Below are 23,020 nucleotides of genomic sequence, written 5' to 3'. Positions count from 1 at the left end.
CGAGACGCGCACCAGCTTGCCCTGGGCCTGCTCTATCTGATAGTGCAGGCCGCGCAGCACGCCGCGCTGCGAGCGCGAGTGGTTGTCCTGGACGAACTCCGGATTGAGGCCGGTGGCTTCGCTGAAGGCGCGGGCGTTGAAACTCTCGTAGAAGAAGCCCCGCTCATCACCGAACACCTTGGGTTCGAGTATCAGAACATCGGGGATGGCGGTTTGAATGATATGCATCAGTTGTCCTCGGCCAGGCTGAACAGGTACTGGCCATAACCGGTCTTGCCGAATGCCTTGGCCTGGCGCAGCAGACAATCGCGGTCGATCCAGCCCTGCCCGTAGGCGATCTCTTCCAGGCAGGCGACTTTTAGACCCTGGCGGTGCTCGATGGTTTGCACGTACTGCGAGGCTTCCAGCAGGCTGTCGTGGGTGCCGGTGTCGAGCCAGGCGAAGCCGCGGCCGAAGCGCTCGACGCGCAAATCGCCGCGCTGCAGGTAGGCGTTGTTGACGTCGGTGATTTCCAGCTCGCCTCGTGGCGAAGGTTTGACCGCCTTGGCGATCTCGATCACGTCGTTGTCGTAGAAGTACAGGCCCGTTACGGCATAGCTGGAGCGTGGCTGGGCCGGTTTTTCCTCGATGGAAATCGCCTGACCCTGAGCATCGAACTCCACCACGCCAAAGCGCTCAGGGTCCTTGACCCAATAGCCGAATACCGTGGCGCCCTTGTCCGCTGCCGCGGCGCGCAGCAGTTTTTCGGTGAAGTGCTGACCATGGAAAATGTTGTCGCCGAGAATCAGGCACACCGGATCAGTGCCGATGAACGCTTCGCCAATGATGAAGGCGCGGGCCAGGCCGTCCGGCTCCGGCTGTTCGGCATAGCTCAGCTCAAGGCCGAACTGGCTGCCGTCGCCGAGCAGCTTCTGGAACTGCGGCAGATCGTGGGGCGTGGAAATCACCAGGATTTCGCGGATGCCGGCGAGCATCAGCACCGACAGCGGGTAGTAGATCATCGGCTTGTCGTAGATCGGCAGCAGCTGCTTGGACAGGCCCAGGGTGATCGGATGCAGCCGGGTACCGGAACCGCCGGCGAGGATGATGCCTTTCATCGTTTATTGCTCCTTGGGCGCGCCGAGCCGTTCGCGCTGGTAGCTGCCGTCCTGAACGCGGCGGCACCAGTCGAGGTTGTCCAGGTACCAGTTTACGGTCTTGCGCAGGCCGCTGGGGAAGGTTTCCTCTGGCGTCCACCCAAGCTCGCGCTCGATCTTGCTGGCATCGATGGCGTAGCGCAGGTCATGGCCGGGGCGGTCGGTGACGAAGGTGATCTGATCGCGGTAGGAACCCGCCGCGCGCGGTTGCAGTTCGTCGAGCAGGTCGCAGATGGCGTGCACCACATCGAGGTTTTTCTGTTCGTTGTGGCCGCCGATATTGTAGGTCTCGCCAACCGCGCCGCGGGTGACCACCTGCAGCAGGGCGCGGGCATGATCCTCGACGAACAGCCAGTCGCGTACCTGCTGGCCATTGCCGTACACCGGCAGCGGCTTGCCATCCAGGGCGTTGAGAATCACCAGCGGGATCAGCTTTTCCGGGAAGTGATAAGGGCCGTAGTTGTTCGAGCAGTTGGTCAGCAGCACCGGCAGACCATAGGTGCGCTGCCAGGCGCGCACCAGATGGTCCGAGGCCGCCTTGCTGGCCGAGTAGGGCGAACTTGGGGCGTAGGGCGTGGTTTCGGTGAACAGGTCGTCGACGCCGTGCAGGTCGCCGTACACCTCGTCGGTGGAAATGTGGTGGAAGCGAAACGCCTGGCGCCGGGGCTCGTCCAGCCTCGACCAGTAGGCGCGGGTAGCTTCGAGCAGCCCATAGGTGCCGACGATATTGGTCTGGATGAACGCCGCCGGGCCGTCGATGGAACGGTCGACGTGGGACTCGGCGGCCAGGTGCATGATGGCGTCGGGCTGGAAACTTTCCAGCGCTTCGCTGACCGCGGCCTGATCACCGATATCCGCCTGCAGGAAGCGGTAGCGCGGATCATGCTCGACCTCGCGCAGCGATTCCAGGTTGCCGGCGTAGGTCAGTTTGTCGAGGTTGAGCACCTCGTGATCGGTGCTCTTGATCAGGTGACGGATCAGCGCGGAGCCGATGAAGCCCGCGCCGCCGGTAACGAGAATGCGCATGTGAAAGGTGCCCAGCCATTTAAAAGGCCAAGTATGCCTGCTCGACCCCTTAGAGACGAGCGCTGGAAAAGGTATCGCATGCACCCACCTTGCCGCTTTCGAACCCGGTGGTGAACCAGTGAACGCGTTGCGCCGAGGTGCCGTGGGTGAAGGAGTCCGGCACCACCCGGCCCTGGGCCTGTTGCTGCAGGCGGTCATCGCCGATGGCGTTGGCGGCGTTCAGTGCCTCTTCCAGATCGCCCGGCTCCAGCCAGTCCAGGCGGCGCTGGGCATGGTGCGCCCAGATGCCGGCCAGGCAGTCGGCCTGCAGTTCCTGGCGTACCAGCAAGCCATTGGCGCCCTCCAGGTTCTCGCCTCGCTGGCGGGCCGCATCGACCTTGGCGGACACACTCAGCAGGGTCTGCACATGGTGGCCGACTTCGTGGGCGATCACGTAGGCCTGGGCGAAATCGCCGGCCGCACCGTAGCGCTGTTCCAGATCGCGAAAGAAACTCAGGTCCAGATAGACCTGCCGGTCGCCCGGGCAGTAGAACGGGCCGACCGCCGAACTGGCGAAGCCGCAGGCGGAGTTCACGCCGCCGTCGAACAGTACCAGCGTCGGGTCCTGATACTGGCGGCTGTTGGCCTGGAAGATGGTGCGCCAGGTGTCTTCGGTATCGCCCAGCACTGCACGCACGAACTCCGACTGCTCGTCGTCTCCCGCCGGGCGATCCACCTGGCTGCTCGAATAACCGCCGGACTGGCCGGCGAGCTGGCCGAGAATCTGCAACGGATCCTGGCCCATCAGCAAACCCACCACCACGACGATGGCGATGCCGCCGAGGCTCAGCCCACGGCCGCCGCCAAAGCGCATGCCACCACCGCCGCCACGGGCGTCCACGACGTTGTCACTGCGGCGAGCTCGTTTCCAGCGCATGGCGATATCCTTTCAAAGGGGGCGAGTCAATTGCCCGGATAACTACTGACCACGCTTTCGCCGCCTTGTGCGTCCAATCCAATCACCTGATAGGCGTCGCGAATATTGCCCCGTTCCATGCCTGGCGAGCCGGTGGGCATGCCGGGCGCGGCGATGCCGAGCAGATCGGGGCGCTCGCGCAGTTTGAGGATGTCGGCCGCCGGCACATGGCCTTCGACGAATTTGCCGTCGATCACTCCGGTGTGACAGGAGCCCAGGCGCTCGGGCACGCCGAGGCGCTCCTTGACCGCGTGCATGTCGGTCTCGATATGGTCGTTCACGGTAAAGCCGTTGGCCTGCAGATGGCTGATCCAGCCCTTGCAGCAGCCGCAGTTGGCATCGCGATGTACATCGATGGTCAGCGGCTCGGCGGCCTGGGCGAGGCCGGCGAACAGCCCGGCGACAAGAAGCAGTGGGCGCATGCTGAAATCCTCCTGAAAGATTCCGCGAGCATAGCGCCGCCAGCGGTCGTTTACCTATTCGATAGATTCGTAGGGCAGCCCCACGTAGTTCTCGGCGATGCTGGTGCGCCCGGCTTCGGAGCCGACGAAGTAGTCCAGCTCGGTCTGGCGCATGCGCGCGGTAAAGGCATCGGTATCCGGGAAGTTGTGCAGCAGGCTGGTCATCCACCAGGAAAAGCGCTCGGCCTTCCAGACCCGACGCAGGCAGATCGCCGAGTAGCGCTCGAGTAGCTCGGTGCGGGCTTCGCGGTACACCTTGAGCAGAATGCGGTACAGAGTGCTGACGTCGCTGGCGGCCAGGTTGAGACCCTTGGCCCCGGTGGGCGGCACGATATGGGCGGCGTCGCCGAGCAGGAACAGCTTGCCGTACTGCATGGGCTCGACCACGAAGCTGCGCAGCGGGGCGATGCTTTTCTCGATGGACGGCCCGGTGACCAGATTGGCCGCCGTATCGGCCGGCAGGCGGGCTTTCAGTTCGCCCCAGAAGCGCTCGTCGGGCCAGTCTTCCACCTTCTCGTCGGCGTCGACCTGCACGTAATAGCGGGTGCGCGTCGGCGAGCGCATGCTGCACAGGGCGAAGCCGCGCGGGTGGCTGGCATAGATCAGTTCTTCGGCCACCGGCGGGGTGTCGGCCAGCACGCCGAGCCAGCCGAACGGATAGACCCGCTCGAAGATCTTCAGGGTATCGGCAGGGATCGATTGCCGCGATACGCCATGGAAACCGTCGCAACCCGCGATGTAGTCGCAGTCCAGGCGATGGGCCGCGCCATCCTTTTGGTAGGTGACATAGGGCGCGCCGCCCTTGAGATCGTGTAGCTGCACGTCGCTGACCGCGTAGTGGGTCACTGCGCCGCTCGCTTCGCGCGCTTCCATCAGGTCGCGGGTGACCTCGGTCTGGCCGTAGATCATCACCGTCTTGCCGCCGCTCAGGCTCTTGAGATCGATACGCTCGCGGCGGCCGTCGAAGGCCAGTTCGAAGCCATCGTGCACCAGGCCTTCGCGCTCCATGCGTGCGCCGACCCCGGCTTCGCGCAGCAGGTCGACCATACCCTGTTCGAGCACCCCGGCGCGGATGCGGCCGAGTACGTAGTCGGGGCTCTGGCGTTCGAGAATCACGGTGTCGATGCCGGCGTTGTGCAGCAATTGGCCGAGTAGCAGGCCGGACGGGCCGGCCCCGATGATGGCGACGGAGGTTTTCATGGCGTCCTCGATATTGTTGTTTGGACTGTCGTGCTTGTATTTTTGATTGGACTTGGCCGCTGGATAAGGCAAATTCACGTCGTTTACTTGGACTTTCATAAACTCCGTGCGCCTATCGGCCACTTTTCCGGGAGCCGCCATGAATCAGCCGCAGATCGCCGTGCCGGTATTCAAGCTGTATGGCGATGCCCTGGAGTGGCCGACGCCGGATCTGCTGCACTGCGAGTCGATTCCCAAGCGCAGCCGCCTGCACGACTGGGTGATCGAGCCGCACCGCCATCCCGATCTGCTGCAGTTGTTGTATCTGCGCCAGGGCTCGGCGCTGATCGAGGTGGAAGGCGTGCAGTCGCGCATCGTCGATCCGGCGCTGCAGGTGTTGCCGCCCTTGTGCGTACACGGCTTCCAGTTCTCCAATGACGTGGACGGTTACGTGCTGACCCTGGCCGCGCCATTGGTGGCGCAACTGGAGGCGCACCTCGGCGCCCAGCATCCGGTGTTCAGCACGCCGGCGCTGTATCCGGTGGGCGATGATCGCGCCCAGCTGGATCATCTGTTCGATGCCATCGACAGCGAGTACGGGCAGAGCGCGCCGGCGCGTAACCTGCTGCTGCAGTCGCTGGTCGGCGTGCTGGCGGTCTGGCTCGGCCGGCAGGTGCTGGGGCGCCAGGCCGCCGAGCGACCGGCCCGCGGCGAACAGCACCTGGCGGCGTTCAATCGTCTGGTGGAGCGGCATTTTCGCGAGCAGTTGTCGATCGAGGCGTACGCCCGGCGCCTGGGCATCACCACTGCGCACCTCAACAGCATGACCCGTCGCTACGCCGGGCAGAGCGCCCAGGCCCTGGTGCATCAGCGCCAGTTGCTGGAGGCCAAGCGCCTGCTGGTGTATTCGTCGATGACCCTCAGCCAGATCGCCGACGCCCTGCAGTTTTCCGAGCCGGCGTATTTCTCGCGGTTCTTCAAGCGCCTCACCGGCCAGACTCCCAGCGCCTTTCGGCAGCAGCGCTGACTGGCCTATGCTCTGCCCGTGAGCCCCGGAGGACTGCGCCATGCCCTATGCCCGTATCTTTCTCGTCGTGCAACTGCTCGTGCTTGTCGGCTTCGGCGCCGCCTACTTTCTATGGCCCCAGGAAATGGGCGCGGTCAGCGGCATGCTGCTGATGGAGTCGTCTGCGGTTACCGACGTGCGCGCCCATTACGGCGCCCTGCCGGTCGGGCTGGCGGTGTTTCTCGCCCTGGCGGTGTGGCGGCAAGAGCTGAAGCGGCCCGCGCTGATCTTGCTGCTGGTGCTTTACGCCAGTCTGGCGCTGGGGCGTATCGCCGGCTTGTGGCTCGATGGCGGCGCGCAGCAGACCTTCAATCTGTGGGCTCTGTTGTTCGAGGCCGTGTCCGCTGGTTTGGCCGGCTGGGCACTGCAACGCCCGCGAGCGCTATGATGGCGCCTATCGACAGGTGGGCGAGGGCGTGATGTACAAATCCGGACAGCGGGTACTGGCTGCCTTGCGGCAGATGATCGCCTCGGGTGAGCTGGCGGCGGGCGAACGTATCGCCGAAATTCCCACCGCCGAGCGGCTGCAGGTCTCGCGTACGCCGATTCGCATCGCCTTTCGCACCCTCGAGCAGGAAGGCCTGCTGTGCAAGGCCGCGGGTCGTGGCTACACCGTGCGGGCGGTGACCGACGACGATATCGCCGGCGCCGTGGAGGTGCGTGGTGTGCTCGAGGGGCTGGCCGCGCGCCAGGCCGCCGAACGCGGCCTCGGCGACGAGATTCGCAATCGCCTGTATGCGTGCCTGGTGGAGGGCGATCGGCTGTTCGAGAAGGGCCATGTGGTGATGGAGGAGCTGGAGATCTACCACGACCTCAACAAGCGCTTTCATCAGGCGATCATCGAGGCCAGCGGCAACAGCGCCATCGCCATGGCCCTGTCGCGCAACGATCACCTGCCGTTCGCCTCGGTAAGCTCCCTGGCCGTGGATGGCAACGACATGCCGCGCGAGTACCGGCGCTTCAGCTTTGCCCACATGCAGCACCACGCCGTCTACGACGCCTTGGTCAACGGCCAGGGCGCGCGCGCCGAAAACATCATGCGCGAGCACGCCAACGCCACTCTGCGTTACGCCCGTGCGGTGCATGGCGATGAAACGGGTGAAGCCGCGATGACGATCCTGCGCGATGGCTGACGTGCAGTGGGCGATCCGCCAGGCGCGCGAGGCGGATGCCGACGCTATCAGCGACGTCATCGTGCAGGCGTTACGGCTAAGCAATGCCGCGGATTATCCACCGCAGGTGATCGAGCGGGTGGCAGCCAACTTCGATGCCGCTGGCGTGCGTAGGCTGATGGCCTCGCGTGAAATATTCGTGGCGCTCGATGGGGCGCGGGTGGTGGCCACCGCCAGCCTGGCGGGCGATGTGGTGCGGTCGGTGTTCGTGCTGCCCGAACTGCAAGGACGCGGGGTTGGCAAGGCGCTGATGCGATATGTCGAAGGCGTCGCTCAGGCCGCTGCTGTGCAGTGCTTGAGGGTGCCAGCGTCACTGACGGCGGTGCCGTTCTATTCGGCCCTTGGTTATGCCGTGGTGCGAGAAGTGGTCGACGGGGACGAACGCACCTTCGTCATGGTTCGCGAGCTTCGCCGCTGAGTCTATCTTGGGCGGACGCTGATTTGTGGGGGTAACTTGCGAGCGCGCGCCATACCCGAGATTTTTCGCGCGCATGGCGCGCTCCCACATTATTTGCGTAAGCCGCGCGATGTCTTTCGTATCTGACATCTGGAGGCGGCCAGCGCAGCTGTGAGAGCGGCATTTAAGTCACGCAATTCCCCTTTATGGAAACAAAGTTTGTGCGAGCGGGCGGGGACGTTCAGTTCATGCCCGTGAATCGCGCGCACGACGCCATCCCGCAGACATTTTCAAATATCCAACACCAGCCGCGCACTTTTCGAGCGTGAACAGCAGGGCGTGAACTGGTCGTTGGCGGCCTGCTCGTCTTCGGTGAGAAACAGGTCGCGATGATCCGGCTCGCCTTCCAGCACACGGGTCAGGCAGGTGCCGCAGATGCCTTGCTCGCACGACACCGGAATTTCCACGCCGATGCCGCGCAGCACCTGCACCACGCTGATGCCTTCCGGCACCTTGAGCACTTCGCCGCTGCTGGCCAGTTGCACTTCGAAGCCCGCCTGGGGCTGGTCGTCCGGTTCGGCGCTGAAGTACTCGCGGTGCAAGTTGTCGTTGGTCCAGCCCAGCGCGCGGGCGCTGTCCAGCACATGCTCCATGAAACCGCCCGGGCCGCAGACGTACAGGTGCGTCTGCGCCTGGGCTGGGCCGATCAGCGCGGCGGTATCCGGGCGCTTGCTCGCCTCGCCGTCGTCGAAATGCAGGTGCACGCGATCGGCGAACGGCGACTGGCGCAGGCGCTCTACGAATGCCGCTTGCGGCGCCGAGCGAGCGAAATAGTGCAGGGTGAAATCGCCGCCAGTGTGGCTCAGTCGCTCGGCCATGCACAGGATCGGGGTGATGCCGATGCCGCCGGCCATCAGCAGGTGGCGCCTGGCGTCATGCTGCAGCGCAAACAGGTTGCGTGGTTCGCTGATGCTCAGCCTGACGCCCTGCTCGAGGCCGTGCATGGCGATGGAGCCGCCGCGCGAGTCGGCACTGCGCAGCACGGCGATCTGATAGCGGTGCCGCTCTTCGGGGTGGTTGCACAGCGAATACTGGCGAATCAGCCCATCCGGCAGGTGCACGTCGATATGCGCGCCGGCGCTGAAGGCCGGTAGCGGTTCTCCATCGGTGCGGGCCAGGTCGAAGCTGAGAATGTCCTGGGCCTGGGGCTCGATGGCGGTGACGATGACGTCGATCATGGTGGCGCTCTCTTCAAGGCTTGCGCGCACCACCTGGGTGGCGCACGACGGGCAAGGGTCAGCCGACCTGGCGGACGTCGATTTTCTGGGCGGCGAGGGCCTGCTCTTCAGCCAGCAGGCGGTCGATGATGCGCCGCGACTGCACGCCACCGGCGTCGATGTTGAGCTTGAGCAACTGGCGCTCGGGCTGCCAGAGCAGGTTGCGCTGCTGGCGTTCGAGCATCTCCAGATCCTCGCTGAAAATCTTGCCCTGGCCTTCGCGAATGCTGTCGGTCAGTGCCTGGTCCTCGGGTTTGAAGCTGCGCGCCATGCCCCAGAAATACCAGATCGAGGTCTCGCTCTCCGGGGTGATGAAATCGACCACGATGCTCGCCGCCTTGACCTTGGCCGGCGCCTCGTAGCCGCCGTGCCCGGCGTGGGCCACACCGACTTCGATCATCACGTGGCTGGGCGGGTTGAAGCGGCAGATCTGCCAGCGATCCACCGGCACATCGTCGGCCAGGCCGTTGCCGCGCAACGCCATGCGCCAGAACGGCGGGGCCATGATGTTTTCCATGTGGCGGCTGGTGATCACCTCATCGCCTTCGACCTTGGTGACCGGCGGCGCTTCGTCGATCTCCTTCTGGCCGATGCTGGAGGCATGCACGTAGGTTTCGTGGGTCAGATCCATCAGGTTGTCGACCATCAGCCGGTAGTCGCAATTGATGTGGAACAGCCCGCCGCCGTATGCCCAGTCGGGATTTTCCGCCCATTCCAGATGATGGATGGTGGCCGGATCGGCCAGCGCCTGATCGCCGGTCCACACCCAGATGAAGCCATAGCGTTCCACAGCCGCGAATGCGCGAATGCCGGGAAAGCCGCGAACGCGCTGGCCGGGCATCGACACGGTTTTGCCTTCGCAGCCCATCTCCAGGCCGTGGTAGCCGCAGATCAGGTTACCGTTCTCGACATAGCCGAGCGACAGCGGCGCGCCGCGGTGCGGGCAGAAATCCTCGAGAGCCACTACCTGGCCCTCGGCGCCGCGATAGAACACGATCTTTTCCCCGCAGATCTGCCGGCCCAGGGGCTTCTCGGCGATTTCGTCGGGGGTGCAGGCTACATACCAGGCATTTTTCGGGTACATGACGACCTCGGTTATTGTTGGAGTTATTGGATCCAATGGTTGGTTTTTAATCAGCCTAATGTCAATGCCTGTCCGGGAAAACAGTTAACAAAACAAACTGTCCGATCAGCGAACGCAATCTTTGTGTGCTGCTGATCGAGCAAGGCCCCACGCGGCGGGGCTCGGGCCTCGGGCGCCTGTACTCGGGGGCTCGCCGCTTCGCTTGGCTGGATTGAATATTGGATCCACTTCTGCAAGCTTGGCCGCGGCTTCTCCCATAAAAACAATCCAGGATCCGCGCCGATGAACCTTCGCCTCGCTCCGTCAGCTGCCGATTGCGGCATGCCTCTCTCGTTATCTTTCGTTGCTGCGGCGGGAGGTGCGCGATGAGCGATCTCCGGCAGGTCGTCGATCAGGGGCCGATGCGCGGCTTTCAATGGGTCGCCATCGGCGTATGCATCGTGCTCAACATGATTGATGGCTTCGATGTGCTGGTGATGGCCTTCACGGCCTCGTCGGTGGCCGCGGACTGGTCGCTCAGTGGCGCGGAAATCGGCCTGCTGCTCAGCGCCGGATTGCTCGGCATGGCCGCCGGTTCGCTGTTCATCGCGCCCTGGGCCGATCGCATCGGCCGGCGCCCGCTGATCCTGCTGTGCCTGGTGATTTCCGGCACCGGCATGCTGCTCTCGGCGTTGAGCCAGACCCCCACCCAGCTGGCGCTACTGCGCGGCTTCACCGGGCTGGGTATAGGCGGCATCCTGGCCAGCAGCAACGTGATCGCCAGCGAGTACGCCAGCAAGCGCTGGCGCGGCTTGGCGGTCAGCCTGCAGTCCACTGGCTACGCCCTGGGCGCCACGCTCGGTGGCTTGCTGGCGGTGTGGCTGCTGTCGCACTGGGGCTGGCGCTCGGTGTTCTTCGCCGGCGGGCTGATGACCTTCGCGGCCATCGTGCCGGTGCTGCTGTGGCTGCCCGAATCGCTGGATTTCCTGCTTTCCAAGCAGCCGGCCAAGGCGCTGGTGCGGGTCAATCGCCTGGCCGTGAAGCTGGGCCAGCCGAGCCTGTCCTCGCTGCCATCGCTGGCGGGCGATGGCCAGGGCGGCAGCGGCTCCTTCGCGCGGCTGTTCGACCCCGAGCAACGACGCAGCACCTTGCTGATCTGGGTGCTGTTCTTCCTGGTGATGTTCGGTTTCTACTTCATCATGAGCTGGACGCCCAAGCTGCTCACCCAGTCCGGGCTCTCGGTGCAGCAGGGCGTCACCGGTGGCGTATTGCTGAGCATCGGCGGCATCTTCGGCGCGGCGTTGCTGGGGTTGCTGTCGGCGCGCTTTTCCCTGGCGCGGGTGCTGGCCGGCTTCATGCTGATCACCGCCGTGCTGTTGGTGATCTTCACCGGCCTGGGCTCGTCGTTCACCGCGGCGCTGGGCATGGGCCTGCTGATCGGGCTGTTTTCCAACGGCTGCGTCGCCGGCCTCTATGCGCTGTCGCCGCTGATCTATGGCGCGTCGGTACGTGCCACCGGGGTGGGCTGGGCGATCGGTATCGGCCGTGGCGGGGCGATCCTGTCGCCGACCGTAGCGGGTTTCATGCTCGATGACGGCTGGCAGCCGCTGCAGCTCTACACCTGGTTCGCCCTGGTGTTCGTGGCTGCTGCGGTGCTTTTGTTGACCTTGCTGCCAGCGCAGAAACCGCAGCAGATGACGCCGGCTCAGGCCTGAGCCGGCACGGGCGCGAGGCTGCACCTCGCGCCCGGTTCATTACCAGAGCGCCAGGGTGTAGTCGATGTGCAGGCGGGTCTGGTTTTCGTCGCGGAAGGCTGCACCAGCAGCGAAGTCGTTGCGATAGATCGAGTGCCGTGCCTTCAGCCCGACGCCCTTGAAGGTGCCGCTCTGGATCACGTAGCCGATCTCCATCTGCAGCTCACGCTCCTTGAGGTCGGCGCCGCCCAGGGTTGGCAGCTCGATGTTGTCGCCGCGCAGGTAGCGCAGGCGCGTTTTCAATCCGGGCACGCCGGCAGCGGCGAAGTCGTAATCATAGATCGCCTGCCAGGTGCGCTCCTTGGGATTGAGGAAGTCCGAGCTCATCGCCATTTCGCTGATCACCATGGATTCGGTGCCGGAAATGTACGGCTTGGCGGTGTCGCCGCTCTGGTGCATGTAGCCCAGGGTGAAGCGATGGCCATCGAGGGCGTAGGCGAACTGTGCGGCGAGGTTGCGGTTGTCCACCTTGCCGGCCCGGGCGCTGCCGTCTTCGTTGCTGATGAAGGCGCGCAGGTCGGTGCTAAACATGCCGGTGCCGACTGGCAGCTCGTGGAGCAGACCGAAGTATTCCTGGCGGTACAGATCGGCGACCGTGGTGTTATAAGCGCGTAGCTTCAGGCCTTTGCCGAGCTGGTAGTCACCGCCGAAAAACGCAGCGTGTGAGCTTTGCGCCGTCGGATTGAAGCGCCGATTGGGCGAGGCGACGGTCATCGCCTGGTAATTGCTGGAGTCTCTGCGGTTGATACGGTCGAGGTAGCCGGCATGCAGGGTGAGGTCGTCGATGTCCGCGGACTGCAGGTAGGCGCCGCGAAAGCTCTGGGGCAGCAGTCGCGCCGGGCTCGCGACGATGGATGGCAGGAAGGGGGACACGTCGCCGACCTTCAGCACGCTCTTGCCGGCGCGCATTTTCGCCGTCGGCGCCAGGCGTGAATATTCGTCGGCGGCTCGCCCACTGCTGGCGGAAACCGGCAGCAGCTCGGTGCCGCTGCGCCCAGGCGAAGAGTCCAGCTTGACGCCCAGCAGGCCCGTGACGTCGAGGCCGAAGCCGACATCGCCCGGCGTGTAGCCCGATTCCATCTTGAGGATGAAACCCTGGGCCCACTCGCGGGCCGCCGACTTGGCGCCATCGTCCTTGTAGTCGCGATCCATGTAGTAGTTGCGGGTGGTCAGCTTGGCGCTGCTGTCTTTGACGAAGCCGTCGGCCAGGGCATGGCCGGCCAGCATGCCGGGTGCCAGCAACAGGCCCATTAGCGAGCTGCGGCGAAACAGGGAGAGGGAGTCGAGCGCCCGGTGGTCGTGCATGTCATTGTCCTTTTATTGTTGTTCTTGGCCCCGCCGATTCAGGCGGTGGATGCAGTGCCGTTCGCACTGCAGTGCGGCGAGAATGGAAAGGCAATGACGGGCGGTCAATGAGGGTTGTTCGATAATCGAACATTAAAATTATTAATTGTTTTGGCTATTAATAAAGATTTTTAGCTAAGTGCTTGATCCGTTTCGGTTATCCCCCAATCGCCCTTTACGGCTAAATTACTTTCGTTATTTATTATCTTTGTTAATCTTTTTTCAGGGCTCGCCGAGCGTTCATCGCGAGCGGCTACAACAACAATAAAATCGAGGTTTCCCATGGATACGTCATCGCGTCGCTCGACGCTGACCGTCACGCTGTGTTTCATCGTCGCGCTCATCGAAGGGCTGGACCTGCAATCGGCAGGCATCGCCGCCGCGGGCATTCGCCAGGCGTTCGAGCTCGATCAGAAAATGATGGGCTGGATGTTCAGTGCCAGCATCATCGGTCTGTTGCCGGGGGCGTTCTTCGGCGGCTGGCTGGCCGACCGTATCGGGCGCAAGCGCGTGCTGGTCGGCGCGGTCATCCTGTTCGGCATCTTCTCGCTGTGGACGGCCTATGTCGCCAGCGTCAACGGCCTGCTGCTGGCGCGCTTCATGACCGGCCTGGGTCTTGGCGCCGCGCTGCCGAACCTGATCGCCCTGTGCGCCGAGGCGGTCGACGAGCGCCGGCGCGGCACGGCCATCAGCATCATGTATTGCGGGGTGCCGCTGGGTGGTGCCATCGCCGCGGTGGTGGGGATGCTCGGCGGCGAAAGCTGGCAGACGGTATTCATCGTCGGCGGTGTGGCGCCGTTGCTGATCGCCCCGCTGCTGATCTTCGCGCTGCCCGAGTCGCGGGACTTCCGGGCGCAGCATCAGGGCGTTGCGCCAGCGCGCGAATCCACCGTGCAGGCACTGTTCGGCGAGGGCCGTGGCGGTGCCACGCTGGCGCTGTGGGTCAGCTACTTCTTCACCCTGACGGTGATGTACATGCTGCTCAACTGGCTGCCGTCGCTGCTGCTCGAGCAGGGCTTCAGCAAGCCCCAGGCCGGCACCATCCAGATGCTGTTCAACATCGGCGGGGCCATCGGTTCGCTGCTCGGCGGCGTGCTGCTGGATCGTCGTGGTCGCACCGGCGTGGTGCTGTTTGCCTATGGCGGCGTGCTGGCGTCCCTGGCCGGCCTGGGTCTGGCCTCGGGCATGCTGGCCATGGCCATCGCCGGTTTTGCTGCTGGCCTGTTCATCATCGCTGCGCAACTGGTGCTTTATGCGCTGGCGCCGCCGGCCTATCCGACCTCGGTACGCGCCACCGGCGTGGGCGCCGCGGTGGCGGTCGGTCGCCTGGGTTCGGTTTCCGGGCCACTGGCTGCCGGGCAGATTCTTGCCGCAGGTGCCGGCACCGCCGGCGTATTGCTGGCAGCGTCGCCCGGCCTGGTGATCGCTGCCCTGGTGGTGCTCGGCATGAGCCGGCGGCGTGCTGCCGAAGCGCCAAGCGCATCGACGCCATCGCACTGAAGGACCTGACCGATGAGCAGACTGACGCAACTGATGGCCCTGTTGCTGTGCCTGGCAAGCAGCCTGGCCAATGCCGATGTGAACACGCCACCGCCGCTCAAGCTCGAACCCCTGGCGCGCTTCACCGTGAACCTCGAAGCGCCGGTCTGGGAGCTCGGCGCCGTTGGCCCGCAAGGCCAGCGGCGGATCATTCCGATCACCAGCGGGCACTTCGACGGCCCTGGCTTCAAGGGCAAGATTCTCGACAACGGCGCCGACTGGCAACTGGTCGACAGCAACGGCCTGGCAATCATCGACACCCGCTACCTGTTGCAGACCGACGACGGCGCCCTGGTCTATCTGCAAACCAAGGGCTTTCGCCACGGCCCGGCCGAGGTACTGCGCAAGGTGGCCAAGGGCGAGCCGGTGGACCCGTCGCAGTATTACTTCCGCATCACCATGCAGTTCGAGACCAGCGACCCGCGCTACAGCTGGCTGAACGGCATGGTCGGTGTGGGCAGTGCGATGCGCCTGCAGAAGACGGTGGTGTACGACGGTTTCATCGTGAAATGACCGGCGCTGCGGCGGCCTTGCGCCGCCGCACTAGCCGCCGCACTTTTCCACAGGCAATAAAAAACCCGCCGAAGCGGGCTTTTACTGACCAATGCCAACGTCCTGTCGGCTGCCATCCTAGCTATGGTCATGTCATCCATGACCCTGAGCACGTCCTGTGCTGCAGGTATGGGCATAGATTACGGCGCTGGCCGCGGTGTCACCAGAGCGAACCGGCGCGCCGTCGTGTAAGCCTTTGGCTATAGCGAAGCGCCAACGTGACCTGTTCGAGGTTATCGGACCGTGAGCGAACTGACTGCTTTGGCGAGCGAGTGTCCGAATTCGGCACAGATGGTGATTTTGATTAATAGTTAATTGACATAACTATTTTTCAGGATTAGCTTCTGTTCATCGACAACCAAAACAAGAGTATTCCCCATGAGCAAGTACGAAGGGCGCTGGCAAACCGTCAAGGTCGATGTCGAAGAAGGCATCGCCTGGGTCACCCTCAATCGTCCGGAAAAACGCAACGCCATGAGCCCGACGCTCAACCGCGAGATGGTCGAGATTCTCGAGGTTCTGGAGCAGGACGCCGAGGCTCGCGTACTGGTGCTGACCGGTGCCGGTGAGTCGTGGACCGCGGGCATGGACCTCAAGGAATACTTCCGCGAAGTGGACGCCGGCCCGGAGATTCTCCAGGAGAAGATCCGCCGCGAAGCCTCGCAGTGGCAGTGGAAGCTGCTGCGCATGTACGCCAAGCCGACCATCGCCATGGTCAATGGCTGGTGCTTCGGCGGCGGCTTCAGCCCGCTGGTTGCCTGCGACCTGGCGATCTGCGCCGATGAAGCCACCTTCGGCCTTTCCGAAATCAACTGGGGCATTCCGCCGGGCAACCTGGTCAGCAAGGCCATGGCCGACACCGTGGGCCACCGCCAGTCGCTGTACTACATCATGACCGGCAAGACCTTCGACGGTAAGAAAGCCGCCGAGATGGGCCTGGTCAACGAAAGCGTGCCGCTGGCACAGTTGCGCGACACCACCCTGGAGCTGGCGCGCAACCTGCTGGAAAAGAACCCGGTGGTGCTGCGTGCCGCCAAGCATGGCTTCAAGCGTTGCCGCGAGCTGACCTGGGAGCAGAACGAGGATTACCTCTACGCCAAGCTCGACCAGTCGCGCCTGCTGGACGAAGAGGGTGGTCGCGAGCAGGGCATGAAGCAGTTCCTCGACGACAAGACCATCAAGCCCGGTCTGCAGGCCTACAAGCGCTGATCGCCTAGCCTTGTAAAGCGCGGCGTCCGCCATGGCGTCGCGAGCGTTTCCTACAACGACAACAATGAGGAATCACCATGCTGGACGTGCCCCTGCTGATCGGTGGCCGCTCGTGCCCGTCCCGGGACGAACGCACCTTCGAACGTCTTAACCCGGTGACCGGCGAGGTGGTATCGCGGGTCGCCGCCGCCACTTTGGAAGATGCCGACGCCGCGGTGGCCGCCGCCCAGGCTGCGTTTCCTGCCTGGGCCGCGCTGGCGCCCAACGAGCGGCGCACGCGTCTGCTCAAGGCCGCAGCCGAGATGCAGGCGCGCGCTGGCGAGTTCATCGCCGCTGCCGGGGAAACCGGGGCGATGGCCAACTGGTACGGCTTCAACGTGCACCTGGCCAGCAACATGCTGCGCGAGGCGGCGTCGCTGACCACCCAGATCCATGGCGAGGTGATCCCTTCCGACGTGCCCGGCAGCTTCGCCATGGCGCTGCGCCAACCCTGCGGCGTGGTGCTCGGCATCGCGCCGTGGAACGCCCCGGTGATTCTCGCCACTCGCGCCATCGCCATGCCGTTGGCCTGCGGCAATACCGTGGTGCTCAAGGCATCCGAGCTGAGCCCCGCGGTGCATCGGCTGATCGGCCAGGTGCTGCAGGACGCCGGCCTGGGTGACGGTGTGGTCAACGTGATCAGCAACGCGCCGGCCGATGCCGCGGCGATCGTCGAGCGGCTGATCGCCAACCCGGCGGTACGGCGGGTCAACTTCACCGGCTCGACCAAGGTCGGGCGCATTGTTGGCGAGCTGTCGGCCCGCCACCTCAAGCCGGCACTGCTGGAGCTGGGCGGCAAGGCACCGCTGCTGGTGCTGGACGATGCCGACCTGGACGCCGCCGTCGAAGCCGCGGCCTTCGGTGCCTACTTCAACCAGGGGCAGATCTGTATGTCCACCGAGCGCCTGGTGGTCGACAGCAAGGTCGCCGATGCCTTCGTTGCCAAACTGGCGGCGAAGATCGCCAACCTGCGCGCCGGCAACCCGGCCGATAACGCCTCGGTACTCGGCTCGCTGGTCGACACCTCGGCTGGCGAGCGTATCAAGGCACTGGTCGACGACGCCGTCGGCAAGGGCGCCAAGTTGGTCGCCGGTGGCCAGGTCGAAGGCAGCATCATGCAGGCGACCCTGCTCGACAACGTTACCCCGGCCATGCGCCTGTACGCCGAGGAGTCCTTCGGGCCGGTGGCCGTGGTGCTGCGCGGCAGCGGCGACGAAGAGCTGCTGCGCCTGGCCAACGACTCCGAGTTCGGCCTGTCGTCGGCGATCTTCAGCCGCGATACCACGCGGGCGCTGGCGTTGGCCCAGCGCGTCGAGTCGGGCATCTGCCATATCAACGGTCCGACCGTACACGACGAAGCGCAGATGCCTTTTGGCGGCGTCAAGGCCAGTGGTTACGGCAGCTTCGGCGGCAAGTCGGCCATTGAGCAGTTCACCCAGTTGCGCTGGGTGACTCTGCAGAACGGTCCGCGGCACTACCCGATCTAGCCAGGCAACTGCGGTATTCCTGCGTGTGCCGGTTGCCTCTCTAGCGAGGCGGTACGGCGCTGCGTGACGACAAGAACAACAGGGGCGAGCCAGTCGCCCGCGTGGAGAAGCGAAGTGAACGCCAATACCGGACTGCGTTATCGCCAGGTGTCCATCGGCCGTTCGGCCGTCGAGGTCAGCGAGCGCCAGGGCGTACTACACATGCGCTCGCTGGAACCGCTGGCGCCCTTGCCCGAGCGTTTGCTCGACCGCCTGGTGCATTGGGCCGAAGTGCGTGGCGAGCAGACCCTTCTGGCCGTACGCGGCGAGAACGGCGAGTGGCAGCACACCAGTTACGCACAGATGCTGAATGCAGTGCGGGCTATCGCCCAGCGCCTGCTTGGCTTCGGCCTGAGCGCCGAGCGGCCCCTGGCGATTCTCTCCGGCAACGGCCTGCAGCACCTGCAGATCGCTCTCGGCGCCATGTACGCGGGCATTCCGTATTGCCCGGTGTCGCCGGCCTATTCGCTGATGTCCCAGGATCACGCCAAGCTGCGCCATGTCTGCGACCTGCTGCAGCCGGGCTTGGTGTTCGTCGACAATGCCTCGCCGTTCCAGCGCGCCATCGACGCGGTGCTGCCCGCCGATGTGCCGGTAGTCACCGTGAGGGGCGAAGTAGCAGGGCGACGCACCATCGATTTCGCCAGCCTGCTGGCCCAGCCGGGCGATGCGGAGGCGCAAGCCGCCTTTGCCGCCACCGGCCCGGATACCATCGCCAAGTTCCTGTTCACCTCCGGCTCGACCAAGCTGCCCAAGGCGGTGGTCACCACCCAGCGCATGCTCTGCGCCAACCAGCAGATGCTGCTGCAGACCTTCCCGGTATTCGGTGAAGAGCCGCCGGTGCTGGTCGACTGGTTGCCGTGGAATCACACCTTTGGCGGCAGCCACAACCTGGGCATCGTGCTGTACAACGGCGGTACCTTCTACCTCGATGACGGCAAGCCGACGCCCCAGGGCATGGCGCAAACCCTGCGCAATCTGGGCGAGATTTCCCCGACGGCCTACCTGACGGTGCCCAAGGGCTGGGAAGAACTGGTCAACGCCCTGGAGCAGGACGCGGCGCTGCGTGAGACCTTTTTCGCACGCATCAAGCTGTTCTTCTTCGCCGCCGCCGGGCTGTCCCAGAGCATTTGGGATCGCCTCGACCGCATCGCCGAGCTGCATTGCGGCGAGCGCATTCGCATGATGGCCGGCCTGGGCATGACCGAGGCATCGCCGTCGTGCACCTTCACCACCGGGCCGCTGTCCATGGCCGGCTACGTCGGTCTGCCAGCGCCGGGCTGCGAAGTACGCCTGGTGCCGGTCGACGGCAAGCTGGAAGGGCGCTTTCGCGGGCCGCACATCATGCCCGGTTACTGGCGTGCCGAGCAGCAGACCGCCGAGGTGTTCGACAGGGACGGCTTCTACTGCTCTGGTGATGCGCTCAAGCTGGCCGACCCGAGCGATCCGCAACTGGGGCTGATGTTCGACGGGCGCATCGCCGAAGACTTCAAGCTGTCGTCCGGGGTGTTCGTCAGCGTCGGCCCGCTGCGTAACCGCGCCGTGCTGGAAGGCTCGCCCTACGTGCAGGACGTGGTGGTCGCCGCGCCGGATCGCGAATGCCTGGGGCTGCTGGTGTTTCCGCGTCTGTATGAATGCCGGCAACTGGCCGGCCTGGCGGCGGACGCCAGCGACGCCGAGGTACTGGCCAGCGCGCCGGTACGCGGCTGGTTCGCCGACTGGCTGCAGCGCCTCAACCGCGAGGCCACTGGCAATGCCACGCGGCTGGAATGGATCGCCCTGATGAGCCAGGCGCCGTCCATCGACCGCGGCGAGATCACCGACAAGGGTTCGATCAACCAGCGCGCAGTGCTGCAATGGCGCGCCGAGCAGGTCGAGGCCTTGTACCGCGGCCGTGACGAGTCGATCCTGCGCGCCGAGAAGCCGGCGTGAATGGCGGGCAATACAGCCACTTCGAGGATGTGGCGATCATCACGGCGCTGCGCACCCCATGGAGCGACCTGAATGGGCCGCTGGCCCAGGTATCGCCCATCGACCTGGGTATCAAGGCCGGCCGCGCCGTGCTGGCCTGCGCCGCTCTCGAGCCGGCGGCAGTAGACGGCGTGTTCGCCGGCTCCATGGCCCAGGCCAGTTTCGACGCCTATATGCTGCCGAGACATATCGGCCTGTACAGCGGCGTGCCGCAGCAGGTGCCGGCGCTGGCGGTACAGCGCATCTGCGGCACCGGCCTGGAGTTGCTGCGCCAGGGCGCCATGCACCTGCACGGCGGCGGGCAACTGGCGCTGTGCGTTGGTAGTGAGTCGATGTCGCGCAACCCGATTGCCAGCTACGAGCACCGCAGTGGCTTTCGCCTCGGCGCGCCGGTCGGCTTCAGGGATTTTCTCTGGGAAGCGCTGCTCGATCCGGCGCCGGGCGTGGACATGATCGCCACCGCCGAGCGCCTGGCCCGCGAGTACGGGATCAGCCGCGAGCAGGTGGACGCCTACGCCCTGGGCAGCCACCAGCGCGCGTTGCTGGCCCGCGACAGCGGCTGGCTCGCCGAGGAGATCGTCGCCGTCGGCAATGAACGTTTCGAGCTGGACGGTTATCAGGCCAGGTGCATCGAACTGCCCAGGCGGATCACCGAGGTGACGCAGGATACTCACCCCCGACCCACCGATGCCGAGGCGCTGGCGCGGTTGAGCGCCATTCACCCTGGCGGCGTGCAAACCGCCGGCAACAGCTGCGCGGTGGTCGACGGTGCGGCGGCGGCACTGGTCGGTCGCGCCTCCGATTGCACGAAACCGCCTCTGGCGCTGTTGCGTGCCTCCAGCGTGGTTGGCGTGGCGCCGGAGATCATGGGCATCGGCCCGGCACCGGCCATCCAGTTGCTGCTGCAGCGCAGCGGCCTGGGGCTGGACGACATCGGTCTGCTGGAAATCAACGAGGCCCAGGGCGCTCAGGTGCTGGCGGTCAGTCAGTCGCTGGAGCTGGATCCTTCTCGGCTGAATCGACGCGGCGGCTCCATCGCCCTCGGCCATCCGCTGGCGGCTACCGGCCTACGCCTGGTGATGACCCTGGCGCGGCAGTTGCGTGAAGCCAATCTGCGTTACGGCATTGCCGCGGCCTGCATCGGCGGCGGGCAAGGCATGGCGCTGCTGATCGAGAATCCGGGCTACCAGGCCTGAGGTCTGCTCTACAGGGAGGTTGATTATGTGGAAGTACCAGGCACCGTTGCGCGACATGCGTTTCGTGCTCGAACACTGGTTGCAGGCGCCGGCAAGCTGGGCGGAGTCGCCGGCCTTCGCCGAGGTCGACCTGCCGCTGGCCTTGCAGGTGCTGGAGGAGGCCGCACGCTTCAGCTCCGGCGTGCTGGCGCCGCTCAATGCCAGCGGGGATCGCCAGGGTTGTCGCTGGCAGGCCGGCGAGGTCGGCACGCCAGACGGTTTCGCCGCCGCCTATCGCGCCTATGTGGAGGGCGGCTGGCCGGCGCTGGCCTGTGCGCCCGAGCACGGCGGCCAAGGCTTGCCGCAGTTGCTGGACGCGGCGCTGCAGGAAATGCTCTACGCCAGCAATCACGCCTGGGCGATGTATACCGGCATCGCCCACGGCGCCTACCTGTGCTTGCGGGCCAACGCGCCGCAGGCGCTCAGGGAGCGCTATCTGCCGGCCATCGTCAGCGGGGAAATCCTGCCGACCATGTGCCTCACCGAGCCCCAGGCCGGCAGTGACGTGGGTCTGCTGCGCTGCCGCGCCGAGCTTCAGGGCGACGGCAGTTATCGTCTGACCGGCAGCAAGCTGTTCATCTCGGGCGGCGAGCACGACCTGACCGACGACATCCTGCATCTGGTGCTGGCGCGCTTGCCGGATGCGCCGGCGGGCACCCGCGGCATCTCCCTGTTTCTGGTGCCCAAGCGGCTGGACGACGGCCGTCGCAATGCCGTGCGCTGCGACGGCATCGAGCACAAGATGGGCATCAAAGGCAGCGCCACCTGCTCGCTAAGCTTCGAGGGTGCCCAGGGCTGGCTGATCGGCGAGGCCAATCGTGGCCTGGCGGCGCTGTTCGTGATGATGAACTCGGCGCGCCTGCACGTTGGCCTGCAAGGGCTCGGGCACGCCGAAGCGGCCTGGCAGAGCGCCGCGGACTACGCCCGTGAACGCCGCCAGATGCGTGCACCGCATCGGCCCGAAGGCGTTGCAGCGGCGGCTGCCGACCCGATCCATTACCACCCGGCGATGCGCCTGGCGCTGCTGCGCTTGCGCACGGTCAGCCAGGGGGCGCGCGCCATCGGTTACTGGGGCGCTCACCTGCTCGACCAGGCCGAACACGCTGAGCTGGAGGCCGAGCGAGAGCGGGCCGCGCGCCTGGCCGGGCTGCTGACCCCGGTGATCAAGGCATTCTTTACCGAGCAGGGTTTTCACCTGGCCAGCGAGGCGCTGCAGGTCTTCGGCGGTTACGGTTACACCGGTGAGTACGCCATCGAGCAGACCCTGCGCGACAGCCGAATCGCCATGATCTATGAAGGCAGCAACGAAATTCAGGCCAACGATCTGCTGCTGCGCAAGGTGCTGGGCGATGGCAGCGCGGCTCTGGATGAGCTGCTGGCGGTGTTCGAGCAGGAAGTGGCGGCGGGCGGGGAATATGCCGAACGACTGAACGCGCTGTGCGTGAAATGGCGCGGCCCAGTGAGAGACATCTTTACCCATTCCCGCAGCGACGGTGAATACCCTTACCGCATTGCCGGCGATTTTCTCCATCTGCTCGGCTGGTCACTACTGGCGTTCGCCTGGGCGCGCTCGGCTCGCCTGGCGGGGTTGCTGCTGGCCGAAGATCCCTGGTATCAGGAGAAGCTCGATGGCGCGGCGTTCTTCTTCACCTACCTGTTGCCGGAGACCGAGCTGCGCATCGCCCGGATCGACGCTGCTCGGGCGCCGTTGGCGTTTCTCTCTTGACGGGCACTCTCGATCCGCCGGTGTGTGGCGTGTAGAGGAATGGCAGGAATGTGGCGGTAGCGGCCGTTATCCGATCCATCGTGGGAGCCGCGACCTCGCGGCGAATCGCTCAGGCACCGTCGAAATAGGCAGTCAGGCTGCAATCGTTTCGCCTCGAGGTCGGGGCTCCCACAGGTTGGTTTGAGTGTCTGCTTTTGCCTTGTAGTTGGCGCTTCATGCGCAGATAAGACTTTGAACAGGCTCTGAGAACTTGGCCCGTTTTTGTGGGAGATTCTATGTCAAGGATCCCCCTTTTTCGGGGTTGTAATCGACCTGCTTCTGCATCAGCGCAAAGGCGATACGAGCGAGTTTACGGGCCAGGATGGTCAGGGCTTCTGTTCGCTTGAGCCCACG

The 23,020-nt window shown here is 65.1% G+C and carries 21 protein-coding genes; 12 read left to right on the top strand and 9 right to left on the bottom strand.

Features of this window, described 5'->3' with window-relative positions; translation table 11 throughout:
* From BVH06_RS10625 to pobA, 6 genes are all read right to left on the bottom strand, one after another.
* Positions 1-228, bottom strand: a 228-nt coding sequence (locus BVH06_RS10625) for a dTDP-4-dehydrorhamnose 3,5-epimerase family protein (protein WP_177345392.1), incomplete at its 3' end; no start/stop codon positions are given.
* Positions 228-1,097: a glucose-1-phosphate thymidylyltransferase RfbA gene (gene rfbA, locus BVH06_RS10620; protein WP_075934064.1), complete on the bottom strand. Its 870-nt coding sequence runs from the start codon at positions 1,095-1,097 to the stop codon at positions 228-230. The genes BVH06_RS10625 and rfbA, both read right to left, overlap by 1 nt.
* A gap of 3 nt (positions 1,098-1,100) precedes the next feature.
* Entirely contained in the window at positions 1,101-2,162 is a 1,062-nt protein-coding gene (rfbB, locus tag BVH06_RS10615; protein WP_075934063.1) for a dTDP-glucose 4,6-dehydratase, read from the bottom strand.
* Positions 2,163-2,211: 49 nt separating this feature from the next.
* The gene (locus BVH06_RS10610) at positions 2,212-3,078 is read right to left on the bottom strand and encodes a neutral zinc metallopeptidase (RefSeq protein WP_075934062.1); all 867 of its coding nucleotides are present in this window, start codon (positions 3,076-3,078) and stop codon (positions 2,212-2,214) included.
* Between the two features lie 26 nt (positions 3,079-3,104).
* On the bottom strand, positions 3,105-3,539 hold the full coding sequence (locus BVH06_RS10605; protein WP_075934061.1) for a DUF411 domain-containing protein: 435 nt from the start codon (positions 3,537-3,539) through the stop codon (positions 3,105-3,107).
* Positions 3,540-3,593: 54 nt separating this feature from the next.
* Complete coding sequence (gene pobA / locus BVH06_RS10600) at positions 3,594-4,778, bottom strand: 4-hydroxybenzoate 3-monooxygenase (protein WP_075934067.1); 1,185 nt, start codon at positions 4,776-4,778, stop codon at positions 3,594-3,596.
* A 139-nt stretch (positions 4,779-4,917) separates the two neighbouring features.
* Between pobA and BVH06_RS10595 the strand changes: the two genes are divergently transcribed.
* From BVH06_RS10595 to BVH06_RS10580, 4 genes are read left to right on the top strand one after another with little or no spacing between them, the layout of a single operon-like run.
* Positions 4,918-5,784, top strand: coding sequence for a helix-turn-helix domain-containing protein (locus BVH06_RS10595; protein ID WP_075934060.1), 867 nt, complete (start codon positions 4,918-4,920; stop codon positions 5,782-5,784).
* Positions 5,785-5,824: 40 nt separating this feature from the next.
* Positions 5,825-6,211: a DUF4345 domain-containing protein gene (locus BVH06_RS10590; protein ID WP_075934059.1), complete on the top strand. Its 387-nt coding sequence runs from the start codon at positions 5,825-5,827 to the stop codon at positions 6,209-6,211.
* 31 nt (positions 6,212-6,242) lie between these two features.
* Positions 6,243-6,956, top strand: a complete 714-nt coding sequence (locus BVH06_RS10585; RefSeq protein WP_075934066.1) for a GntR family transcriptional regulator — start codon at positions 6,243-6,245, stop codon at positions 6,954-6,956.
* Positions 6,949-7,413, top strand: coding sequence for a GNAT family N-acetyltransferase (locus tag BVH06_RS10580; protein ID WP_075934058.1), 465 nt, complete (start codon positions 6,949-6,951; stop codon positions 7,411-7,413). Before BVH06_RS10585 ends, BVH06_RS10580 begins: the two co-directional genes overlap by 8 nt.
* Before the next feature lie 269 nt (positions 7,414-7,682).
* Here the strand turns inward: BVH06_RS10580 and BVH06_RS10575 are convergent, their stop codons facing one another.
* Together BVH06_RS10575 and BVH06_RS10570 are read right to left on the bottom strand one after the other, a co-directional pair.
* Positions 7,683-8,630 carry a PDR/VanB family oxidoreductase gene (locus BVH06_RS10575; RefSeq protein WP_075934057.1) on the bottom strand — a complete coding sequence of 316 codons (948 nt, stop codon included), beginning with the start codon at positions 8,628-8,630 and terminating at the stop codon, positions 7,683-7,685.
* Between the two features lie 58 nt (positions 8,631-8,688).
* Positions 8,689-9,753, bottom strand: a complete 1,065-nt coding sequence (locus tag BVH06_RS10570) for an aromatic ring-hydroxylating dioxygenase subunit alpha (RefSeq protein ID WP_075934056.1) — start codon at positions 9,751-9,753, stop codon at positions 8,689-8,691.
* A 365-nt stretch (positions 9,754-10,118) separates the two neighbouring features.
* On the opposite strand from BVH06_RS10570, the gene BVH06_RS10565 reads away from it, so the two are divergent.
* Complete coding sequence (locus tag BVH06_RS10565) at positions 10,119-11,447, top strand: MFS transporter (RefSeq protein ID WP_075934055.1); 1,329 nt, start codon at positions 10,119-10,121, stop codon at positions 11,445-11,447.
* A 39-nt stretch (positions 11,448-11,486) separates the two neighbouring features.
* Here the strand turns inward: BVH06_RS10565 and BVH06_RS10560 are convergent, their stop codons facing one another.
* Complete coding sequence (locus BVH06_RS10560) at positions 11,487-12,737, bottom strand: OprD family porin (RefSeq protein WP_256575166.1); 1,251 nt, start codon at positions 12,735-12,737, stop codon at positions 11,487-11,489.
* Between the two features lie 375 nt (positions 12,738-13,112).
* Between BVH06_RS10560 and mhpT the strand changes: the two genes are divergently transcribed.
* The 7 genes from mhpT (at position 13,113) to BVH06_RS10525 (ending at position 22,627) form a co-directional block, all read left to right on the top strand.
* Entirely contained in the window at positions 13,113-14,330 is a 1,218-nt protein-coding gene (mhpT, locus tag BVH06_RS10555) for a 3-(3-hydroxy-phenyl)propionate transporter MhpT (RefSeq protein ID WP_075934053.1), read from the top strand.
* Positions 14,331-14,342: 12 nt separating this feature from the next.
* Positions 14,343-14,882, top strand: coding sequence for a DUF3237 domain-containing protein (locus BVH06_RS10550; protein ID WP_083651984.1), 540 nt, complete (start codon positions 14,343-14,345; stop codon positions 14,880-14,882).
* Between the two features lie 417 nt (positions 14,883-15,299).
* Positions 15,300-16,130 (top strand): p-hydroxycinnamoyl CoA hydratase/lyase, encoded by an 831-nt coding sequence (locus BVH06_RS10545; protein ID WP_027910143.1) that lies wholly within the window; start codon positions 15,300-15,302, stop codon positions 16,128-16,130.
* 77 nt (positions 16,131-16,207) lie between these two features.
* Complete coding sequence (locus tag BVH06_RS10540; RefSeq protein ID WP_075934052.1) at positions 16,208-17,656, top strand: aldehyde dehydrogenase; 1,449 nt, start codon at positions 16,208-16,210, stop codon at positions 17,654-17,656.
* 114 nt (positions 17,657-17,770) lie between these two features.
* A complete protein-coding gene (locus tag BVH06_RS10535) occupies positions 17,771-19,627 on the top strand; it encodes a feruloyl-CoA synthase (RefSeq protein WP_075934051.1) in 1,857 nt (618 codons plus the stop codon).
* Positions 19,624-20,862, top strand: a complete 1,239-nt coding sequence (locus BVH06_RS10530; protein WP_075934050.1) for a thiolase family protein — start codon at positions 19,624-19,626, stop codon at positions 20,860-20,862. Before BVH06_RS10535 ends, BVH06_RS10530 begins: the two co-directional genes overlap by 4 nt.
* 25 nt (positions 20,863-20,887) lie before the next feature.
* Positions 20,888-22,627, top strand: coding sequence for an acyl-CoA dehydrogenase family protein (locus BVH06_RS10525; protein WP_075934049.1), 1,740 nt, complete (start codon positions 20,888-20,890; stop codon positions 22,625-22,627).
* Positions 22,628-23,020 lie beyond the last annotated feature (393 nt).

The sequence above is a fragment of the Pseudomonas sp. PA27(2017) genome, assembly GCF_001945445.1.
Taxonomy (GTDB): domain Bacteria; phylum Pseudomonadota; class Gammaproteobacteria; order Pseudomonadales; family Pseudomonadaceae; genus Aquipseudomonas.
The sequence above is the reverse complement of the archived record's forward strand: the minus strand, read 5'-3'. Positions and strand labels throughout refer to the sequence as shown.